Below are 20,211 nucleotides of genomic sequence, written 5' to 3'. Positions count from 1 at the left end.
GCGTCGTTGCGGTGCATGGGCCTATGCGTCCAGTTCGCCCGCGATCACGTTCATGCTGCTCATGGTGAGGATCGCGTCGCTCAACATGATGCCCTTCACCATCTCGGGGAAGGCCTGGTAGTAGATGAAGCAGGGGCGGCGGAAGTGCAGACGGAAGGGGGTGCGCCCGCCGTCGCTCACCAGGTAGAAACCCAGCTCGCCGTTGCCGCCCTCCACGCAGTGGTACACCTCGCCCACCGGCACCGCGCTCTCGCCCATCACGATCTTGAAGTGATAGATGAGGGCCTCCATCTCGTTGTACACGGCCTCCTTGGGCGGCAGCACCCACTCGGGCACGTCCGCCTTGTAGGTGGTCTTGTCGGACATCCGGTCCAGCTTGTCCACGGCCTGGCGGATGATGGAGAGGCTCTCCCACATCTCGCGCTGGCGCACCATGAAGCGGTCGTACGTGTCGCCGCCGGTGCCGATGGGGATGGTGAAGTCGAACTTCTCGTAGCTGCAGTACGGGTCCATCACCCGCACGTCGTGGTCCAGCCCGCAGGCCCGCAGGTTGGGCCCGGTGAAGCCGTAGGCCAGGGCGCGCTCCAGCGGGAACGCCCCGCAGCCGATGGTGCGGTCCATGAAGATGCGGTTGCGCACCAGCAGGCTCTCGAACTCCTTGAGCTTCTTGGGAAAGTGATCCAGGAAGTGCCGGATCTTGCGCCAGGCGGCCTCGCTGAAGTCGCGCTCGAAACCGCCGATGCGGCCCATGTTGGTGGTGAGCCGCGCCCCGCAGATCTCCTCGTAGATGTCGTAGATGAGCTCGCGGTCCTGGAAGATGTACGTGAAGCCCGTCAGCGCCCCGGTGTCCACCCCGATCACCGCGTTGCAGATGATGTGGTCGGCGATCCGCGCCAGCTCCATGGCGATGATGCGCAGGTAGTCCACCCGTTCGGGCGTCTGGATCCCCAGCAGCTTCTCCACCGTCATGTGCCAGCCCATGTTGTTGATGGGCGAGCTGCAGTAGTTGAGCCGGTCGGTGATGGTGGGGATCTGGTAGAAGGGCCGGCGCTCGGCCAGCTTCTCGAAGGCGCGGTGGATGTAGCCGATGGTCTGTTCGGCGCTCTGGATGTACTCCCCGTCCATCGTCAGCACGTTCTGGAAGATGCCGTGCGTGGCGGGGTGGGTGGGGCCCAGGTTCAGGACGTTGAGCTCCTTGTGCTCGCCGGCCTTCACCAGGTCGTGCTGCCAGTGGTCGGGGCGCATCGGGGTGCTCATCGGCCGAACATGGTGTTGTCCTTGTCCTCGCGCGTGGGGTCCTCCAGCGGGTAGTCCTTGCGCAGCGGGAAGGCCGGGAAGTCCTCCATGTTGAGGATTCGCTTCAGGTTGGGGTGGCCGGTGAAGTGGATGCCGAAGAAGTCCCAGGTCTCGCGCTCCATCCAGTTGGTGGTGGGCCACAGGTCGGTGAAGGTGGGGAACACCGGGTCCTTCATCGTCGTGTAGGCCTTCAGGCGGATGCGGTGCCGGTTGCGGAAGCTGTTGAGGTGCACCACCAGGCCCAGGCGCTCCTCACCGCCCTCGCCCCCCGGGTGGTGTATGCCGCACAGGGTGGTGAGGAAGTTGAAGTCCAGCTCGTCGCGCAGCAACCGCAGCGCCGGATGCAGCACATCCTTGCGCACGGTGATGCAGCGCATGTCGTGGAACTGCTCATCGGCCACGATCCCATCGGGGAAGGCGGCCCGCAGCCGGTCCACCACCAGCTGATCCCGTTCGGCCTGTATCGTGAAGGCGGGCACGCTCAATCGATCTTGTACTTCTTCAACAGTTCCTCGTACTCCTTGCTGTAGCGGCGGCGCATGCCTTCCTGGCCCACCAGCTCCTGGATCTTCAGGATGCCGTCGATGATCTGTTCGGGGCGCGGGGGGCAGCCGGGCACGTACACGTCCACCGGGATCACCCGGTCGATGCCCTGCAGCACGCTGTAGGTGTCGAAGATGCCGCCGCTGCTGGCGCAGGCGCCCACGCTCAGCACCCACTTGGGCTCGGCCATCTGCGTGTACACGTCGCGCAGGATCGGGGCCATCTTCTTGGCGATGGTGCCCATCACCATCAGCAGGTCGCTCTGCCGCGGGCTGAAGCTGAGCCGCTCCATGCCGAACCGCGCCAGGTCGTAGTTGGCGCCCATGGTGGCCATGAACTCGATGCCGCAGCAGCTGGTGGCGAAGGGCAGCGGCCAGATGCTGTTCTTGCGCGCCAGGCCCACGGCCTTCTCCAGGGAGACCGTCATGAACCCCGGGCCGGAATGGCCCTCGGGCGAGGGCACGATGGTGGGCTTGCCGAGGGTGGGGCGGGGGGTGAGGGCGTCCTGCTTCATGGTTCCAGGTTCAACGGTCCCACTCCAGGGCCCCTTTGCGGATCACGTAGAACAGGCCGGCGACCACAAAGAAGATGAAGAGGACCATCTCCACGAAGCCAACGATCCCCAGGTCCTTGAAGTTCACCGCCCACGGGTAGAGGAAGATGATCTCCACGTCGAACAGCACGAACAGGATGGCGATCAGGAAGTACTTCACCGAGAACGGGCTGCGCGCGTTGCCGTACTGCTCGATGCCGCACTCGAAGTTCTCCTCCTTGTGCTTGCCGGCCCGCTTGGGGCCGATCTTGCCGGTGAGCAGCAGGGTGGTGACCACGAAGCCGACCGCGATGAGGGTCTGCAGCGCGATGGGCAGGTAATCCTGGGGGTTCGACATCCGTGGGGCGCCGGAGGGTTCCGTCGAGCGGGCGCTAATGTATGGAGCGGTGCACGCACCCGCATCCCCGCGCATACCGATCGCCCACACCATGCCGTTCATGGTCCGGCCCGCGAACAGCCCTTCCGCTACCTTTGTTGTTCACCCATCGCCCCCACCGCGTGGAACAGCCCCCCGGCACCTACCCCCTGCTCGAGCGCATCGAGCTCCCGGCCGACCTGCGCACCCTGTCCGAGCCCCAGCTGGAGCAGGTGTGCGATGAGCTGCGCCGATTCATCATCGACGTGGTGAGCGTCAAGGGCGGCCACTTCGGCGCCAGCCTGGGCGTGGTGGAGCTCACCGTGGCCCTGCACTACGTGTTCAACACGCCCTACGACCAGCTGGTGTGGGACGTGGGGCACCAGGCCTACGGACACAAGATCCTCACCGGCCGGCGCAAGGTGTTCCACACCAACCGCATCCACAAGGGCCTCAGCGGCTTCCCCAAGCGCAGCGAGAGCCCGTACGACACCTTCGGCGTGGGCCACAGCAGCACCAGCATCGGTGGTGCGCTGGGCATGGCCGTGGCCAGCAGGCTCAAGGGCGAGCAGGACCGCCAGGTGGTGGCCGTGATCGGCGACGGCGCCATGACCGCCGGCCAGGCCTTCGAGGCGCTGAACCATGCGGGCGGCGCCGGCACCGACATGCTCGTGGTGCTCAACGACAATTGCATGAGCATCGACCCCAACGTCGGTGCGCTCAAGGAGTACCTCACCGACATCGCCACCAGCCACACCTACAACAAGGTGAAGGACGAGGTGTGGAACCTGCTGGGCCGCATCAGCAAGTTCGGGCCCAACGCCCAGGCCATCGTGCAGAAGGTGGAGAACGCCGTGAAGAGCGCCCTGCTCAAGCAGAGCAACCTGTTCGAGAGCCTCAACTTCCGCTACTTCGGCCCGGTGGACGGCCACGATGTGGAGCGGCTGGTGAAGGTGATGCGCGACCTGAAGGACATCCCCGGCCCCAAGATCCTGCACACCATCACCGTGAAGGGCAAGGGCTACGCGCCCGCCGAGGCCGGCAACGCCACCGTGTGGCACGCGCCCGGGCTCTTCAACAAGGAGACCGGCGAGATCATCAAGGTGGTGCCCAAGAGCCCCCAGCCGCCCAAGTACCAGGATGTCTTCGGCCACACAATCGTGGAGCTGGCCGAAAAGAACCCGAGGATCGTGGGCGTGACGCCCGCCATGCCCACGGGCTGCTCGCTCAACATCATGATGAAGGCCATGCCCGACCGCGCCTTCGACGTGGGCATCGCCGAGCAGCATGCGGTCACCTTCAGCGCCGGCATGGCCACACAGGGGATGGTGCCCTTCTGCAACATCTACAGTTCCTTCATGCAGCGCGCCTACGACCAGGTGGTGCACGATGTGGCGCTCCAGAAGCTCAACGTGGTGTTCTGCCTGGATCGCGGCGGTCTGGCGGGTGCCGACGGCCCCACGCACCACGGCAACTTCGACCTGGCCTATTTCCGCTGCATCCCCAACATGGTGGTGAGCGCCCCGATGAACGAGGAGGAGCTGCGCGACCTGATGTACACCGCCCAGCTGCCAGACCAGGGCCCCTTCAGCATCCGCTACCCGCGCGGCGAGGGGGTGATGACCGAGTGGAAGACGCCCTTCAAGGCCATCAAGGTGGGCACCGGGCGGAAGCTGCGTTCCGGGACCGACATCGCCGTGCTCTCCATCGGCCACATCGGCAACATCGCCGCCAAGGGCATCGATGCGCTTGAAGCCGAAGGCTATAGCGTGGCCCATTACGACATGCGCTTCGTGAAGCCGCTGGACGAGCTGTTGCTGCACGAGGTCTTCGCCAAGTTCAAGCAGGTGGTCACCATCGAGGACCACGCCATCCAGGGCGGCATGGGCAGTGCCGTGCTGGAGTTCATGGCCGACCACGGCTACCACGCCCACGTGAAGCGGCTGGGCATCCCCGACCGCTGGATCGAGCACGGCACCCAGCCCGAGCTCTACGCCGAATGCGGCTTCGACGACAAGGCGCTCATCGCGGCGGTGAAGGAGATGGTGGGGGAGAAGGGCGTGCGGAAGGGGGTGCGGGTGAGCGCGTAACCCTAGGTGATGGCCTGCTCCTGGAAATACAGGTCAGGTTGTTCGGGTAGACTGCAACTGCATGTGCTGTTGGCCTTCGTAGGATGCGGTTCAGCAGTGATGTTGCATGCACAGGAGGTCAACGAGGATGCCCGGCACCTGCTGGCCGAATTGAAGCAGCGACATGCTTGATCTTGAACCGCAACATCTGCGATCGCTGCGCAGCATCCTGAGCGCGCACGTGCCAAACGCAAAGGCCTGGGCTTTCGGTTCGCGGGTAAAGGATACTGCGCGGCCGTTCAGCGACCTCGATCTGGCCTTGGAAGGGGATTCCCCCATCGATCCGCGGACCCTCGCCTTGTTGCGCGACGACCTGGCGGAAAGCGATCTGCCCATGGCCGTGGACGTGATCGACCTGAAGACCACCAACCCGGGCTTCCGGGCCTTGGTGGAGCAACAGCGGGTGCTGATCCCGACCTGAGCTCGGACCCGCCGGCCGAACCAGGCCACACATCCACCCGAGCTCCATGCCGAGTTCGGCTTCGACGACAAGGCCCTCATCGCGGCGGTGAAGGTGATGCTGGGGGAGAAGGGCGTGCGGGCGAGCGTGTAACTTCGGGTCCATGGCCGTCCCCGGCAGACCCGAGATCCGCTTCGAGACCAAGGAGGAAAGCAACGCCCGGCGCGAACGGGAGTTCATGGCCCTGACGCCGTGGGAGCGTCTGGTGCTTTTCCTGCGCGACATCGAGCGGAACCCGCCCGCTGAGCACGAGCGAGGAGAGGCCAAGGGGAACTTCATCATCCGGAAGCGCTCGCATGAAGTTCGAGGCTGAGGTGAACGCCTTCCTGGCCCAGGCCCACGCCCTCGGCCTGCGGATCATCCTGGTCGGCGGGGCTGCCGTGAACCACCACGGCTACAAGCGCCACTCGGCCGACGTGGACCTGTGGATCGAACCGTCCAAGGCGAACTTCGACATCCTGCTCAAGGTCCTCCACACCCTTGGCTACGGCGTGGAGGAACTGCCGGTGAAGGTGCTGGATGCCGAGCAGAACATCACCATCAAGATCTCCCCCGAGCAGGAGATCGAGCTGATCACCCGGTTCAACCCCGGTTGCAGCTTCGGTGAGGCGTGGGAACGCTGCGTGTTCGGCGAGATCGCCGGTGTTCCGGTCGCCCGCTACCACGTCCTGGCCCTCGACGACCTGATCGCCAGCAAGGTGAAGAGCGGGCGCCCCAAGGACCTGCTGGACGTGCTGGAGCTCCGCCGGCGTGCGGCACCGACCGACCCCGCCCCGCCCGCATGAAGGCCCCACGCTGGGTGCTTCCCGCCTTCCTGGCCGCCGTCCTCCTCAGCGTGCTGGTGCGCCTTCCGCAGTTGGACCGCCCGCTGAGCAAGAACCACGAGTTCTGCACGGCGCTCGTGCTCATCGTCCAGGAGGTGTGGCGGCAGGACGGTTTCCTGAAGCACCAGGGCTGCCCCGCCGTCACCTGGCCGAACCCGGGCGATCGCGGGGTGATCGGTCTGCACTACGCGCTCACGGAACAGGACGGCATCTACTACTACCTATCGCACCTGCCGCTGGCCTACTGGGCCCCGGCGGCGGTGTTCGCGTTCACCGGCACCACGCCGTCCCCCCTGGCCCTGCAGGCCTTCAACCTCGCGCTGCACGCCCTCACCGCCTGGCTGCTCATGGCCTTCCTGGCGCGCATGTGGGCACCGGATCCGCGGCGCTGGGCGCTGGGCATTTCGGCCGCCACCCTCTACCTGCTGATGCCGGCGCCCCTGTGGTACCACGGCAACGTGTACATGAGCGACATGGCCGCGCAGCTGCCCTGGGCCTGCTGCCTTTATGCCTTCGCGGGGCTGTGGCGCGCCGACCGGCCCTCCGGTCGACACATCCTGCCGCTGCTGGCGGCTGGCGCCACCCTGGCGGCCACCGAATGGGTGGCGGCCTTCGTGGTGCCCGTGATGGCCGGCCTGCTGCTCGTGCGGTGGAAGCGGGAGGGTGCGGCCGTATGGATGCGCGCCGCGCTGGCCCTGGTGCTCATCGCGGCCCTGGTCACCGGGCTCTGTCTGGGGCTGTACGCCTCCGTGGTGGGGGCGGAGGACCTGTGGGCCTACTACCTCCACCGCTACGCGGAGCGCGGAGTGATGCCCGGGGAGGCCTCGGCCACGGTGGGGCAGGGGCTGGAGCACATGGGCCGCAACGCGATCACCGCCTGGGGGCCGTTGCTGCTGCTCCTCGGTGGCGCGGTCTTCCTGACCCGTCCGCAGTGGCGGCCCCTGCGCACTGTGCTGCTGCTCACCGGGCTTCCGGGCCTGCTCTACCTGCTGGTGTTCACGCGCTACGCCATCCACGAGTTCGCGCTGCTCAAGCTCGGCTTCGTGCTGTGCACGGCCGCGGCGTGGGGGCTGCTGGGCCTTGCCGAACAACACCGGATACGGGCCATCTGGCCACTGGCCGCCACGGCGCTGTTGGGCGTTCTCGCCTACTCCCGGCTCAACCGCCCCGGCGATGGCCGGGCCACCGGCGCTCCGTACGCGATGGCGATGGAGCAGGGCCGTGTGATCGCCCACCTCGCGCGGCCGGAGGAGGTGGTGCTCCTGCAGGGGGTCCCTTCCGAGCCCCAGTTGCAGTGGTACGCCCGGCGCAACACCCGGCCGGTGGCCGATGAGGCCGACGCCATGCAGGTGCTCCGCGACCTGGGCGCTTCGCGGGCCCTGCTGCTGCAGGCCACGCCACATGGGCTCACCGCCCGCCGCCTGTCCCTGCCCGGCTCACAGCCCGAAGTGGTAGCCCAGGGAGAAGGCGATCGGTAGGGGTTCGGTGCGCAGGTCGATCACCGGATCGGCCTTCACGCGGTCCAGGTCATCCTGGAACTCCGCCGAGCGGAAGGGCAGGAACACCGCGAGCTGCAGGTGCCCGCTGCGGCGCTTGGGATGGATCTCCAGGCCCACCCCGGCCGTTGGCCCATAATAGGTCCGCGTGTTGTCCTCGTCGCCGCGGATCGCGATCACCGCGTTGTAGCCGTAGAGCCCCACCAGGTAGGGGCAGAACCGCTTGTGGGGCAGCATGCGCCAGGCCACCCCGGCGTTGATGCCGGCCCCGTTCAGGTTGTAGCCCACACCCAGCAGCAGGTTCAGCATCGGCACCGGCCGGCCGCTCAACTGCACGCCCAGGCCGCCGAAATCAAGTCCCAGCCCCGGTCCGATGGTGATGGTGGCGGGTTCCACCCGGTCCGCTGCCGCTTCCTGCGCACACAGCGCGACCGACATGTGAGCCGCGATCAGCAGGATCCACCACCGCATGCGGTGAAAGTAGCGCGTCCATCCGAGGCGGTGACGGCCGTTCCCGGCACCGACGATGCCGCTCCTTCGGGCTTCAGCCCGGCCGCTTGATCTCGAAGTCCTCCAGGAATTTCGTGGTGAACTCCCCGGCGCGGAACTTCTCGTTCTGCATCAGCTGCAGGTGGAAGGGAATGGTGGTGTGCACGCCTTCGATCACGTACTCGCTCAGTGCGCGTTCCATCTTGGTGATGGCCTCCTCCCGCGTCTGCGCGCTCACGATCAGCTTGCCGATCATGCTGTCGTAGTTCGGTGGGATGGTGTAGCCGGCGTACACGTGGGTGTCCACCCGCACCCCGTGGCCGCCGGGGCTGTGGTAGCTGGTGATCCGGCCGGGCGTGGGACGGAAGTTGTTGAAGGGGTCCTCCGCATTGATGCGGCACTGGATGCTGTGGCGCGTGGGCTCGTAGTTGAGGCCGCTGATGGGGATGCCGGCCGCGATCTTGATCTGCTCGCGGATCAGGTCGTAGTCGATCACCTCCTCGGTGATGGTGTGCTCCACCTGGATCCGCGTGTTCATCTCCATGAAGTAGAAGTTGCGGTCCTTGTCCACCAGGAACTCCACGGTGCCCACGCCTTCATAGTTCACGCTGGCGGCGGCCTTGATGGCGGCCTCGCCCATCTTCTTGCGCAGCGCCTTGGTCATGAAGGGGCTGGGCGTCTCCTCCACGAGCTTCTGGTGGCGGCGCTGGATGGAGCAGTCGCGCTCGCTCATGTGGCAGAAGGTGCCGTACTGGTCGCCGGCGATCTGGATCTCGATGTGGCGGGGCTCCAGGATGTACTTCTCCATGTACATCCCCGGGTTGCCGAAGGCGGCGCCCGCCTCCTGGCTGGCCTTCTCGAAGGCCTCCTGGAACTCCTCCTCCTTCCACACCAGGCGCATGCCCTTGCCGCCGCCACCGGCCGTGGCCTTCAGGATCACCGGGTAGCCGATGCGCTTGGCCTCCTTCTTGGCCACGGCGATGTCGGTCACCAGGCCCTCGGTGCCGGGCACCACCGGAACACCAGCCTTGATCATGGTGGCCTTGGCGGTGGCCTTGTCGCCCATGGCCTCGATCTGCTCGGGCGTGGCGCCGATGAACTTGATGCCGTGCTTCTGGCACAGCTTGCTGAACTTGGCGTTCTCGCTCAGGAAGCCATAGCCGGGGTGGATGGCATCTGCGTTGGTGATCTCGGCCGCGGCGATGATGCGCGGCATGTTCAGGTAGCTCTCCTTGCTGGGCGGCGGGCCGATGCACACGGCCTCGTCGGCGAAGCGCACGTGCAGGCTCTCCTTGTCGGAGGTGCTGTAGACGGCCACCGTGCGGATGCCCATCTCCCGGCAGGTCCGGATCACGCGCAGGGCGATCTCGCCGCGGTTGGCTATGAGGATCTTCTTGAACATCAGCGGGGGCATTGGCCGCAGAGGCGCAGAGGCGCGGGGGATGCTGACCTCAGTGCGTGCTCATCGGCGGTTCCATCAGGCAATATGGACTTCTCAGCGTCTTTGCGCCTCTGCGGCTCACTAAGACGGATCCACCAGGAACAACGGCTGGTCGTACTCCACCGGCTTGGCATCGTCCACCAGCACCTTCACGATCTTGCCGCTCACGTCGCTCTCGATCTCGTTGAAGAGCTTCATGGCCTCGATGATGCAGATGGGCTTGCCCTTTTCGATGGTGTCGCCCACGTTGACGAACACCGGCTTGCCGGGGCCGGGTGCGCGGTAGAAGGTGCCGATCATGGGCGCCTTCACCGTCACGTAGCGGCTCTCCTCCTTGGCCGGTGCGGGCGCCGCGAGTGCGGCCGGTGCCGGTGCCGCAGCGGGTGCCGCCGCCACGGGCGCGGGCGGTGCATAGGCCGGGGCCGGTGCGGCGATCACCTGCACCTCCTTCTTGCCCGCCGGGGTCTTGATCGTGATCTTGAAGTCCTTCTGCTCGATCTCCACCTCGCTGACGCCGCTCTTGGCGACGAACTTGATCAGCTCCTGGATCTGCGCTAGGTTCATCGGTTCGCTCATTGTTCGTTCAACCGGTCCGGCGGTCGGTCGTCCGCCAAAGGACCGCCAATGTATCACGTCCCGGGGTTCACCCCCCGTAGGCCCATTTCAGGTACACCGCCCCCCAGGTGAATCCACCACCGAAGGCGCTGAGGATCAGGTTGTCACCCTTCTTCAACCGGGGCTCCCACTCCCACAGGCACAGGGGCAGCGTGCCCGCCGTGGTGTTGCCGTACCGGCCGATGTTGATCATCACCTTGCTGTCGTCCAGGCCCATGCGGCGGGCCGTGGCGTCGATGATGCGCAGGTTGGCCTGGTGCGGCACCAGCCAGGTCACGTCCGCCGCCGTCAGCCCGTTGCGCTCCATCACCTGGGCGCTCACGTCGGCCATGTTGGTGACGGCGAACTTGAACACCGACTTGCCCTCCTGGAACACGTTGTGCTCATGGGCCTCCACCGTTCGGATGGTGGCCGGCTTCACCGAGCCGCCCGCCTTCTGATGCAGGAACTGGCAGCCCGATCCGTCGGCATGCAGCAGGCTGTCCAGCACACCGAGGCCTTCCTCGTTGGGCTCCAGCAGCACCGCGCCGCCGCCATCCCCGAAGATGATGCAGGTGGCCCGGTCCTGATAGTCGATGATGCTGCTCATCTTGTCGGCGCCGACCACCACCACCTTGCGGTATTTGCCGGTCTCGATGAACTGGGCGCCGACCGTCAGGCCGTAAAGGAATCCGCTGCAGGCCGCCATCAGGTCGAAGCCCCAGGCGTTCTTCGCGCCGATCCGGTCGCAGATGATGTTCGCCGTGGCCGGGAACTGGTGGTCGGGGGTCACCGTGGCGCAGATCAGCAGGTCGATCTCCAGGGGGTCGATGCCGCGCTTTTCGCAGAGGGCCCGCACGCTGCGCACCCCGACCTCCGAGGTGCCCACGCCGCGGTCCATGATGCGGCGCTCCTTGATGCCCGTACGTTCGGTGATCCACGCATCGTTCGTGTCCACCATGTGCTCCAGGTCGTGGTTGCTCACCACCCGGTCGGGCACCCAGCCATGCACGGCGGTGACGGCGGCGGTGATGCGGCGGCTCATACCAGCGCTTCGCGGATGCGGTCGTTCAGGCGGCTCTCCACCACCTCGCGGGTGAAGAGCAGCATGTTCTTGATGGTGACCTCGTTGCTGATGCCGTGGCCGATGATGACGTTGCCGTTGACGCCCAGTACGGGCAGGCCGCCATAGTTCTCGTAGTCGAACCGGTCGAAGAAGGGCTCGTGCACGCCACGGAGCTTCAGCAGGTCGTGGAAGGCCTCCACGGCCTTCAGGACGATGTTGCCCGTGAAGCCATCGGTGACCATCACATCGGCCTTGTCGTTGAACAGGTCGCGGCCCTCCACGTTGCCGATGAAGTTGTACTGCGACTGCTCCTTCATGAGGGCATAGGCGGCCAGGGCCGTGGCGTTGCCCTTCTTGTCCTCCTCACCGATGTTGAGCAGGGCCACCTTGGGGGTGTCGATGCGGTAGACGTGCTTGGCCAGGAGATGGCCCAGGAGGCCGAACTGGGTGAGGACATCGGGTTTGCAGTCGGCGTTGGCGCCCACGTCGAGCATGATGCCGTAGCTGCCGTTCTCCTTGGGCACCACGCTGGGGATGCAGGGGCGGATGATGCCCGGGATCGGTTTCACGCTCAGCACGGCGCCCACCAGCATGGCGCCGGTGTTGCCCGTGCTGGCGAAGGCATCCAGCCGGCCGGCCTTCATCAGCCCGAAGCCCAGGCTGATGCTGCTCTCCGGCTTGGTCTGCAGCGCCTTGGTGGCGCTGTCCTGCATGGTGATGTCGTTGCGGCTGGCCACCACCTCGAACGCGGCGGGGTCGGCCCCTTCGCGGGCCAGCCCGGTGTGGATGGCCTCGGGGTCGCCGATCAGCACCAGGCGCACGTCGGGCGGAAGCTCGCGGGCGGCCATGACGGCCCCCTTCATGGGCACCTCCGGCCCATGGTCGCTGCCCATGATGTCCAGTCCGATCCTCATCGTGGCCGGCAGGCGCGAAGGATGGTCACCGGAAGGTTCACTCGGCGGCCGAGCCGCTCACCACCACCTTGCCGCGGTAGTACAGGTCATCGCCCACCTTGTAGGCGCGGTGGCGCAGGTGCATCTCGCCCGTGTTGGGGTCCTTGCTCACCGTGGGGGTGCCGGCGCGCTGGTGGGTGCGCCGCTTCATGGTGCGGGTCTTGGAATGGCGTCGCTTCGGATTGGGCATGGCTCAGGAGTTCAGGTCAGCGGTTGTCTTTCAAGGCGTTCAATGCGGACCAGCGCGGGTCGTTCCCCGCCGGTCCACCGTGCTGTTCGTTCAGGATGGCGTCCACGGCCGGGTCGCACCCGCCCGGGGCGTGCACCCGCCGGGCCGGCAGCGTCAGTCGCAGGCATTCGTAGATCGGATGGCTCAACTGGATGGCATGGTCGGCCGGGTCCAGGCCGATCACGTCATCGTCGCCATCGAAGCGCTGGCGGCCGTTGAGGTGGTACACCTGCCGCAACCTGCCGTCCACCGGCTGGTCCAGCGGGGCGTTGCAATGGTCGCAGTCCATGCGCACGGTGCCGGTGATGTGCAAATCGGCCACCAGCAGGTTCGGGCTCTTGTCCAGCGTCACGTCCACCGTGCAGGCCCCGCCGTGCAGCTCCTCGTCCGCCGCAGCGGCGAAGAACGCATCATCCAACGCGAACCGGAAGTCGTGCAGACCGTCCTTCAGCCCGACGAACTCGATGGTATGTTCCCGTTGCGCGTCCACAGGGTGTGGTGGTCCGAAAAACGAAGGGCAAATGTAGCGGATCGGCCCTGATCCAACAGGCTGTGGATAACCCCCTGCCGGTCAGCGTGGCAGCAGGTGTGACGCGGCGCGCAGCAGCACCTCCTCCCCGAAGGGCGCCGCCATGAGCTGGGCCCCGAACGGCAGCCCCCCGGCATCGGTGCCCAAAGGCACGCTGATGGCCGGGTTGCCGGCGAGATTGGCCTGCACCGTGAAGATGTCCTGCAGGTACATGGCGATGGGGTCGGCCGACAGGGCTCCCTGCTCGAACGCCGTGATGGGACAGGTGGGTAGCAGGATCAGGTCGTGGTCGGTGAGGGTGCGCAGGGTGGCGTCACGGATCAGGCGCCGCACGCGCTGGGCCTGGGCGTAGTAGGCATCGTAGTACCCGGCGCTCAGCACGAAGGTGCCCAGGAGGATCCGCCGCTGCACCTCCGGGCCGAAGCCCTCGCTGCGGCTCAGGCGGTAGGTCTCCTCGACCCCTTGGGCGGCCTTGCTCCGGTGCCCGTAGTGGATGCCGTCGAAGCGGGCCAGGTTGCTGCTGGCCTCGGCCGTGGCGATGATGTAGTAGGTGGGCACCTGATGGTCCAGCAGCGGCAGCTCGGCCGGCTCCACCGTGTGGCCTTCGGCCTGCAGCCGCTCCACCAGGGCGGTCATGGCCTCGCGGACGGCCGGGGCCACACCCGGCCGTTCCACGCATTCGCGGTAGTAGGCGATGCGAAGCGGCCCTGGTTCGCTCAGCGTGATGGGCGGGGCGGGGCGGCTGCTGGTGGTGCTGTCCAAGGGGTCCTGCCCGGCCATGGCGTTGTACACGGCGGTGGCATCCTCCACGGTGCGGGCGAAGGGCCCGATCTGGTCGAAGCTGCTGGCGAAGGCGATGAGGCCGTAGCGGCTCACGCGGCCGTAGGTGGGCTTCAGGCCCACCGTGCCCGTGAAGGAGGCGGGCTGGCGGATGCTTCCGCCGGTATCACTGCCCAGGGCGGCATGCACAATCCCCGCGGCCACGCTCGCTGCGGCACCGCCGCTGGAGCCACCGGGCACCCGCTTGGGGTCCAGGGGGTTGGCCACCGGGCCATAGGCGCTGTTCTCGTTGCTGCTGCCCATGGCGAACTCGTCGCAATTGGTGCGGCCGATGATGACGGCGCCGGCCGCCAGCAGGCGTTCCACCACCGTGGCGCTGTACAGGCTGGTGAAGCCCTCCAGGATGCGGCTGGACGCCCCCACCCGATGGTCCTTGTAGCAGATGTTGTCCTTGATGCTGAGCATCAGACCGGCCAGCGGCCCTGCCGTGCCTGCGCGCACCGCCGCATCCACCCGGTCGGCCTGGGCCAGGGCGCTCTCCTCGAAGAGCTCCAGGAAGGCGTTGAGGTGCGCCTGCCGGCGGGCCTCGGCCAGCGCCGCTTCGGTGAGGGCGCGCACCGTGGCCCCGGCGGCCATGGCCTCGCGGGCCTCACGCAGGGTGCGGGTGGGGCGCATCAGCGGGAACGTGGGCTCAGCGCTTCTCGTCGGAGGGTGCGTCGCCCTTCTGGGCGTCCTTGAACTCCTTCATGCCCTTGCCCAGCCCGCGCATCAGTTCGGGGATCTTCTTGCCGCCGAACAGCAGCAGCAGCGCCAGAACGATGAGGATGATCTCCCACATGCCGAGTTTCATGGTCGTTGGGGCGGGCGTCCGGTGGTGTGGGGCGCTGGCCGTGGCAAAAGTAGCCCGATCGGGGCTTCCCTTCAGGGCTGTGCGAGCCAGGGCGACGGGTCCACCTTCACCAGGCCGTCGGCCGTCACCTTCCAGATCTCCACGTGCGCCACGGCCGTGCCCTCCTCGCTCAGCACGGAGCCCAGCGTCTGCTTGGTGTCCACCTTCTGGCCCTTGGCCACCGACACCTCGCGCAGGTTGCTGTACACGGTGCGGTAGGCGCCGTGGGTGACGATCACCGCCTTGCCGGCACCGGGGATCACGATCACGCTGCTCACCTCCCCGCGGAACAAGGCCCTCACCGAGGCGCCCTTCTCGGTGGTGATGTCGATGCCGTTGTTCTCGATCACGATGCCCTTGAGCACCGGGTGGGGCTGCTTGCCGAAGCGGCTGGTGATGACGCCCTTGGCCACGGGCCAGGGCAGGCGTCCCTTGTTCTTCTCGAAATCGGCGTTCAGTTCGCGCGCCTCCGGGGTCAGGGTGAGGTCGAGCTTGCCACCCTTGCCTGAGGATCCGCCGGTCTTCGGCTTCAGCTCGGCCTCGATGGCCTTGCGGATCGCGGCGTCCAGGTCGCGGCGCTGGCCCTCCTGCTTGCGCAGGGTGCTCCTCAGGCGGCTCTCCTCCTTGCGCAGCTGGGCGAGGGTCACTTCACGGCCGTCCTTGTCGCGGTCGAGCCGCGCGCGCTCCTGCTGCTGTTCGCTGAGCAGGGCCGTCTTCTCGTTGCGCCGTTCGCGTAGCGCGGCGATCCGCGCGGCCAGGTCGGTCTGCGTGGCGGTGATCTGCTCCACCTGCCGGCGCCGGTGCTCGGCGAGCTGGTCCAGATAGCGGCTGCGCTTCCACGCCTGCTGGAAGCTCTCGGCGGCGAAGAGGTAGCTGAGGCGGTCGTAGGCGCTGCGGTTGCGATACGCGTAGTGCAACATGCGGCCGTACTCGTCGCTCAGCACCTCGAGGTCCTCCTCCAAGGCCTTCACCACCGACTCGTCCTCGGCGATCCGTTGGTCCGCTTCGCGCACCTCGCCGCCCAGGGTGGCGATCAGCTCCTGGCGGGTCCGCAGCTGCTGGTCCAGCAACTGCAGCTGCCGCTCGGCGCTCTGCTGCTCCTTGCGCGCCTGCTCCAGCAGGGTGTTGGTGGTCCTGATCTGCTTGTCCAGCGCATCCCGCTTCTTCTCCAGCTTCCTGCGGTCCTGCGCCGCCCCGGGCATCAACAGCAGCAGCAGCAGCAAGGCCGCCAGCAGGCGCCTACGGCATCGGAGCGAACTTCTCCGGCACCCGGAACGGGAGCTGGAGCGGCCCGACGGTGTCGATCCGGGAGAGCTGAAGGCTGCCTGAGGCATGACGTACCGGGTCCGACAAAGAAAGGGAGATGCGATGGGGGAAGGGGGGGGCATCCCCCGTGCCGATGTCCTCATAACGCACATCGGCCTGTTGATCGCGTGCCAGGTCGCTCACCAGCACACGCACCACCCTGAAGCTGTCCGGCTCCACCCAGTAGCGAAAGACGATCGCCTCACGCTCGCCCGCCTTGCGCAAGGTGCGCTCCAGGCGACGCTCCTTCATGTCCCGGTCGTCCGTCAGGGTGTCCCCGGGCAGGATGTCCTCCGCGGCCCGCACGAAGCGTCGTTTCTCCCGGCTCGTGAGCACGTAGTGCCCGTTCTCCCGGTCCACGCGGTATTTCTCGCGGGGGTCCAGTCCGATGGGTCGTCCCAACAGCGCCTGCTGCAGCAGGTCCAGGTCGGGGTCGATGCCGAACCGTGCCCAGGCGCTGTCCCGCCCGCCCACGAAGTAGGTGTCCTTCAGGCGATCGAGCACCTTCACGCTGTCCGTGGTCACCAGCGCACGGGCCACCTCGATGCCGAGCGCCGGGGTGATGCTCACCCAGAGCGCGCTGTCGGTCACGAGCCGCACCGTGCTGCGGAAGGAGCGTGAGGCATCGGGCATCACCAGGTCCACATCGGCCTTGGCGCTGAAGTGGCGGACCTCGGCGGGCAGGGCGGCGAGCGCGTTCTCCACCACTTTCTCGGCGGAACGCAGGGGCAGCTCGCGGTCGGCCTGGAACACCTGCTTCACCGGGCGACAGCCCGGGCCGAGGAGCAGCAGAAGGCCGAGGGTGCGGTGAAGGAGGCGGACGGCGGGCCGGAACATGGGCCGCAGGTTCATTCGGCGGGCCGGCCGGAGCTCGCCTTGCTGCCGATGGCCTCACTGGCACCGCCCAGCGCCAGTGCCTTGCGCCACTGTTCCACCGCGCCGGCATGATCGCCCAGGGCGTAGAGGATGTCGCCGTAGTGCTCCACCACCTCGCCGCTGGTGGCGCCACCGCTGGCCAGGGCCTTCTCGATCCAGGTGCGTGCCTCGTCGTGGCGACCCATGCGGTGCAGCACCCAGGCGTAGGTGTCCTCGAAGGAGGTCTGGCCCGGGGCCAGCTTGTTGCTCTGTTCGCTCATCTCCCGGGCGCGCTCGAGCTTCTCGCCGCGCAGGCTCAGGTAGTAGGCGTAGTTGTTCAGCGTGGTGGCGTTGCGCGGGTCGAGCCGCAGGGCCTGGTCGAAGGCCTCATCGCTGCGGTCGTGGCGACCGGCGCTGTGGTAGGCGTCGCCCAGGCTGGTCCAGAACGAGGCCAGCAACGGGTCGTTGTCCACCACCAGGTCGCGGCCCGTCACCAGCGCCTCGATGGCCGGGTCGTAGGCCTTCAACTGGGCCTCGGCGATGCCCAGGTACAGCCAGGGTTCGGGGCTTGTGGGGAAGAGCTCGGTGGCGGCACGGGCGTCGTCGCGCAGCGCGGCATGGTCCGCGGCCTGCAGGTCCATCTGCAACACCTGCATCCAGATGGGGAACTTGTCCTTCTCGTAGTTCAGGGCCTTGCGGAAGGCGTCGCGGGCCTCGGCCATCCTGCCATCGCGCATCAGGAAATCACCGCGGATGGTGCTGGGCTTTCCACTTTCGGGGTGCGTGCGCTCCAGGATGTCGATCAGCGTGTAGGCCCGGCGCACCAGGTCCTTGCTGTCGTCCGTGGCTCCGCTGCCGCTGGTGGTCATCTCGAAGAAGCCGAGCAGCACCTGCATCTTGGGGTCCACCTCCAGGTCGGGGTCGCCGAAGGCCAGACCGAGCTGTTCGAAGGCGGGGTCCATCTCGCCCTTGGCGTAGTAGTGCTCGGCCAGCGCCAGCCGGGTCATGCTGTCATCCGGATCGGCCTCCATCACGCGGCGGTACAGCTCCAGGGCCTTGTCGCCCTCGCCCATCTCGTCGTAGAGCTCGGCGAGCATGCCCAGGTAGGCCACATTGTCCGGATCGTCCTTCAGCGCGGTCTCCAGCACCTCGCGGGCCTCCTGCAGCTTGCCCGCATTGGCCAGCATGCCGTACTCCTGTGTCACCACCTCCTCGCCGTTGCCCAGGTGGGTGCGGATGTCCTTGAACACCTTGCGCGCCTCGTCGGTGCGGCCGTCCATGGCGAGGGTGTGCGCCAGCTGGAAACGCACCTCGTGCCGCTCCGGCCACTTGTCCACGATGCCCTGGAAGGTCTCGGACGCCTTGTCCAGCTGGCCGTACTGCCCGTAGAGGTCGGCCAGCAGGAAGCGGTACCAGATGTTCTCCGGGTCGGCGGCCTGCGCCTTCTTCGCCCAGGTGAGCGCCTCTGCGGGCCGCTGCTGCATGTGCATCAGCTTGGCCAGCTCGAACATGGCGGCGTGGTTGCCGGGGTCCAGCTTGATGCATTGTTCGAAGAGGGCGATGGCCTTGCCGGGCTGGCCGTTCAACCGGGCCTGCGTGGCGTCCATGAACAGGCGCATCACCCGGGCGCGCTGGTCGCTGGCCTGGGTGTGGTCGCCGGGCTCACCGTGGCCGCCGCCCGATGGGGCGACGGTGGCCTGCCGCGTACCCCCACAGGCCGTGGCCAGGGCCACCAGCAGGCTCAGGATCGGAAGGGGATGGCGCATGCGGGATCGGGTCGAGGGGTGGCGGATGCGGGGTGGCCGGCTCAAGATAGCCGGGGACATCGATCCCGCCAGGGGGTACAAAGGTCGCACATCCGGCGGCCGGTCACCCCACCGTGGCGTCGTCCCCGAGGCTCAGGTCCATGGCACGGCCGGTCACCATGGCGCGTTCACCGATCATGCTGTTCGCGATCACGGCGTCCTGTACACGCACGCCGCCCCGCAGGATCGAATCGCGCACCACGCTGCCCGTGACCGAGGAGCCGGCCTCGATGGAGACGTTCGGACCCACCACGCTGTTCACCAGCTCCACGCCGTCGCCGATGAAGCAGGGGGGGATCACCACGCTGTGGGTGTTCTTCAGCTGGGGGCTCACCAGGCCCTTCTCGTCCTTCAGGAAGCCGAGCACCCGGGTGTTGGTGTCCACCATGGCGTTCTTGTTGCCGCAGTCCATCCACACGTCCACCGCACCGGCCTTGAAGCGCGCACCCTTGCGCTTCATGTTCTCCATGGCGTTGGTGAGCTGGTACTCGCCCTTCTCCTTGATGTCGTTGTCGATGAGGTATTGCATCTCCTTGCGCAGGCGCTCGCCATCGGCGAAGTAGTAGATGCCGATGATGGCCAGGTCGCTCACGAACTCCTGCGGCTTCTCCACGAACTCGGTGATGATGCCGTCGCCATCGCGCTTCACCACGCCGAAGGGCCGCGGGTCGTCCACCTTGTTCACCCAGATCACCCCGTCGCAGTCCTTGTCCAGCTTCAGCTGGGCCCGGAAGAGGGTGTCGGCGAAGGCCACGATGATGCGGCCGTTCAGGGCCTTCTCCGCGCAGAGGATGGCATGGGCCGTGCCGTGCGCCACCTCCTGGTAATGGATGCTGCCCTTGGCCCCGATCGCTTCGGCGATGGCCACCAGGCCCTGCTCCACCTTGGCCCCGAAGCTGGGATGGACGATGTAGGCCACCTCCTCCACGGGCTCGCCGGCCACGGCGGCCAGGTCCTCCACGAGGCGTTGCACGATGGGCTTGCCCGCGATGGGCAGCAGGGGCTTGGCGGTGGTGTGGGTGTGCGGGCGCATCCGCTTGCCCATGCCCGCCATCGGTACGATGATCTTCATTCCGCTCTGGAGTGTCGCGCTGAGCCCGTTGGAACGACCGCCGTTCGCCGGGGCTCCTGTTCAGGCCGCGAAGGTGCCTATTTCCGCCCAGTATGCCCGAAGCCGCCCGCCCCACGTTCCGACAGGGCCAGGTCAGTAACCTCCATTAACACCACCCGCTCGTACCGGGCCACCACCAACTGGGCGATCCGCTCCCCATCGTTCACCGTGAAGGGCTCGGTACCGTGGTTGATGAGCAGGACGCCCACTTCACCGCGGTAGTCGGCGTCGATGGTGCCGGGGCTGTTGAGCACGGTGATGCCCTGCTTGAAGGCCAGTCCGCTGCGGGGCCGCACCTGGGCCTCGGTGCCTTCGGGCAGTTCCAGGAAGAGGCCGGTGGGGATCAGGGCGCGCTGGCCGGGAGCGAGGGTGATCGGCGCATCCAGGTTGGCGCGCAGGTCGAGGCCGGCGCTATGCGGCGTGGCGTACTGGGGCAGGGGGTGCCTCCCTTTGTTGGTCACGCGGACCTCGGTGGTCGCGGTGGTCGTGTTGGACATGGTGCTGCAAAG

Annotated in this window: 23 protein-coding genes; 5 read left to right on the top strand and 18 right to left on the bottom strand. The window is 67.1% G+C overall.

Annotated features, from left to right (window positions below; all coding sequences use genetic code 11):
- Positions 1-21: 21 nt before the first annotated feature.
- From IPM49_10935 to IPM49_10920, 4 genes are read right to left on the bottom strand one after another with little or no spacing between them, the layout of a single operon-like run.
- Entirely contained in the window at positions 22-1,257 is a 1,236-nt protein-coding gene (locus tag IPM49_10935; protein ID MBK9275038.1) for an NADH-quinone oxidoreductase subunit D, read from the bottom strand.
- A complete protein-coding gene (locus tag IPM49_10930) occupies positions 1,254-1,775 on the bottom strand; it encodes an NADH-quinone oxidoreductase subunit C (protein ID MBK9275037.1) in 522 nt (173 codons plus the stop codon). The genes IPM49_10935 and IPM49_10930 overlap by 4 nt, the downstream gene beginning before the upstream one ends.
- A gap of 2 nt (positions 1,776-1,777) precedes the next feature.
- Complete coding sequence (locus IPM49_10925) at positions 1,778-2,353, bottom strand: NADH-quinone oxidoreductase subunit B (protein MBK9275036.1); 576 nt, start codon at positions 2,351-2,353, stop codon at positions 1,778-1,780.
- Positions 2,354-2,363: 10 nt separating this feature from the next.
- On the bottom strand, positions 2,364-2,729 hold the full coding sequence (locus IPM49_10920; protein MBK9275035.1) for an NADH-quinone oxidoreductase subunit A: 366 nt from the start codon (positions 2,727-2,729) through the stop codon (positions 2,364-2,366).
- Positions 2,730-2,770: 41 nt separating this feature from the next.
- On the opposite strand from IPM49_10920, the gene IPM49_10915 reads away from it, so the two are divergent.
- The 5 genes from IPM49_10915 to IPM49_10895 all read left to right on the top strand — a co-directional run bounded on the left by IPM49_10915 (position 2,771) and on the right by IPM49_10895 (position 7,638).
- Positions 2,771-4,837 carry a 1-deoxy-D-xylulose-5-phosphate synthase gene (locus IPM49_10915; protein MBK9275034.1) on the top strand — a complete coding sequence of 689 codons (2,067 nt, stop codon included), beginning with the start codon at positions 2,771-2,773 and terminating at the stop codon, positions 4,835-4,837.
- A gap of 163 nt (positions 4,838-5,000) precedes the next feature.
- Complete coding sequence (locus IPM49_10910) at positions 5,001-5,297, top strand: nucleotidyltransferase domain-containing protein (protein ID MBK9275033.1); 297 nt, start codon at positions 5,001-5,003, stop codon at positions 5,295-5,297.
- 142 nt (positions 5,298-5,439) lie between these two features.
- Positions 5,440-5,649, top strand: coding sequence for a hypothetical protein (locus IPM49_10905; protein ID MBK9275032.1), 210 nt, complete (start codon positions 5,440-5,442; stop codon positions 5,647-5,649).
- Positions 5,633-6,121 carry a hypothetical protein gene (locus tag IPM49_10900; GenBank protein ID MBK9275031.1) on the top strand — a complete coding sequence of 163 codons (489 nt, stop codon included), beginning with the start codon at positions 5,633-5,635 and terminating at the stop codon, positions 6,119-6,121. The genes IPM49_10905 and IPM49_10900 overlap by 17 nt, the downstream gene beginning before the upstream one ends.
- A complete protein-coding gene (locus tag IPM49_10895; GenBank protein MBK9275030.1) occupies positions 6,118-7,638 on the top strand; it encodes a hypothetical protein in 1,521 nt (506 codons plus the stop codon). Before IPM49_10900 ends, IPM49_10895 begins: the two co-directional genes overlap by 4 nt.
- Here the strand turns inward: IPM49_10895 and IPM49_10890 are convergent.
- The 14 genes from IPM49_10890 to dut all read right to left on the bottom strand — a co-directional run bounded on the left by IPM49_10890 (position 7,597) and on the right by dut (position 20,199).
- Positions 7,597-8,127 carry a hypothetical protein gene (locus tag IPM49_10890; GenBank protein ID MBK9275029.1) on the bottom strand — a complete coding sequence of 177 codons (531 nt, stop codon included), beginning with the start codon at positions 8,125-8,127 and terminating at the stop codon, positions 7,597-7,599. The genes IPM49_10895 and IPM49_10890 overlap by 42 nt on opposite strands.
- A gap of 73 nt (positions 8,128-8,200) precedes the next feature.
- Positions 8,201-9,547, bottom strand: coding sequence for an acetyl-CoA carboxylase biotin carboxylase subunit (gene accC / locus IPM49_10885; GenBank protein MBK9275028.1), 1,347 nt, complete (start codon positions 9,545-9,547; stop codon positions 8,201-8,203).
- 120 nt (positions 9,548-9,667) lie between these two features.
- Positions 9,668-10,150 (bottom strand): acetyl-CoA carboxylase biotin carboxyl carrier protein, encoded by a 483-nt coding sequence (gene accB, locus IPM49_10880; protein MBK9275027.1) that lies wholly within the window; start codon positions 10,148-10,150, stop codon positions 9,668-9,670.
- Between the two features lie 79 nt (positions 10,151-10,229).
- Positions 10,230-11,225 (bottom strand): ketoacyl-ACP synthase III, encoded by a 996-nt coding sequence (locus tag IPM49_10875; GenBank protein ID MBK9275026.1) that lies wholly within the window; start codon positions 11,223-11,225, stop codon positions 10,230-10,232.
- The gene (gene plsX, locus IPM49_10870; GenBank protein MBK9275025.1) at positions 11,222-12,160 is read right to left on the bottom strand and encodes a phosphate acyltransferase PlsX; all 939 of its coding nucleotides are present in this window, start codon (positions 12,158-12,160) and stop codon (positions 11,222-11,224) included. The genes IPM49_10875 and plsX overlap by 4 nt, the downstream gene beginning before the upstream one ends.
- Before the next feature lie 37 nt (positions 12,161-12,197).
- Entirely contained in the window at positions 12,198-12,389 is a 192-nt protein-coding gene (gene rpmF / locus IPM49_10865; protein MBK9275024.1) for a 50S ribosomal protein L32, read from the bottom strand.
- A 16-nt stretch (positions 12,390-12,405) separates the two neighbouring features.
- Positions 12,406-12,918 carry a DUF177 domain-containing protein gene (locus tag IPM49_10860; protein ID MBK9275023.1) on the bottom strand — a complete coding sequence of 171 codons (513 nt, stop codon included), beginning with the start codon at positions 12,916-12,918 and terminating at the stop codon, positions 12,406-12,408.
- Between the two features lie 81 nt (positions 12,919-12,999).
- Positions 13,000-14,412 carry an Asp-tRNA(Asn)/Glu-tRNA(Gln) amidotransferase subunit GatA gene (gene gatA / locus IPM49_10855; GenBank protein ID MBK9275022.1) on the bottom strand — a complete coding sequence of 471 codons (1,413 nt, stop codon included), beginning with the start codon at positions 14,410-14,412 and terminating at the stop codon, positions 13,000-13,002.
- A gap of 16 nt (positions 14,413-14,428) precedes the next feature.
- Positions 14,429-14,587, bottom strand: coding sequence for a twin-arginine translocase TatA/TatE family subunit (gene tatA, locus IPM49_10850; GenBank protein ID MBK9275021.1), 159 nt, complete (start codon positions 14,585-14,587; stop codon positions 14,429-14,431).
- A gap of 71 nt (positions 14,588-14,658) precedes the next feature.
- Entirely contained in the window at positions 14,659-15,849 is a 1,191-nt protein-coding gene (locus tag IPM49_10845) for a peptidoglycan DD-metalloendopeptidase family protein (GenBank protein MBK9275020.1), read from the bottom strand.
- Between the two features lie 16 nt (positions 15,850-15,865).
- Positions 15,866-16,768: a DUF4292 domain-containing protein gene (locus IPM49_10840; GenBank protein MBK9275019.1), complete on the bottom strand. Its 903-nt coding sequence runs from the start codon at positions 16,766-16,768 to the stop codon at positions 15,866-15,868.
- 11 nt (positions 16,769-16,779) lie between these two features.
- Positions 16,780-18,552 (bottom strand): tetratricopeptide repeat protein, encoded by a 1,773-nt coding sequence (locus IPM49_10835; protein ID MBK9275018.1) that lies wholly within the window; start codon positions 18,550-18,552, stop codon positions 16,780-16,782.
- A gap of 103 nt (positions 18,553-18,655) precedes the next feature.
- A complete protein-coding gene (locus IPM49_10830) occupies positions 18,656-19,663 on the bottom strand; it encodes a nucleotidyltransferase (protein MBK9275017.1) in 1,008 nt (335 codons plus the stop codon).
- Positions 19,664-19,740: 77 nt separating this feature from the next.
- A complete protein-coding gene (dut, locus tag IPM49_10825; protein ID MBK9275016.1) occupies positions 19,741-20,199 on the bottom strand; it encodes a dUTP diphosphatase in 459 nt (152 codons plus the stop codon).
- Between the last annotated feature and the right edge of the window lie 12 nt (positions 20,200-20,211).

This window comes from Flavobacteriales bacterium (assembly GCA_016715895.1).
Taxonomy (GTDB): domain Bacteria; phylum Bacteroidota; class Bacteroidia; order Flavobacteriales_F; family PHOS-HE28; genus PHOS-HE28.
Note: the sequence above shows the minus strand (reverse complement) of the source record. Positions and strands in the feature narration are given on the sequence as shown.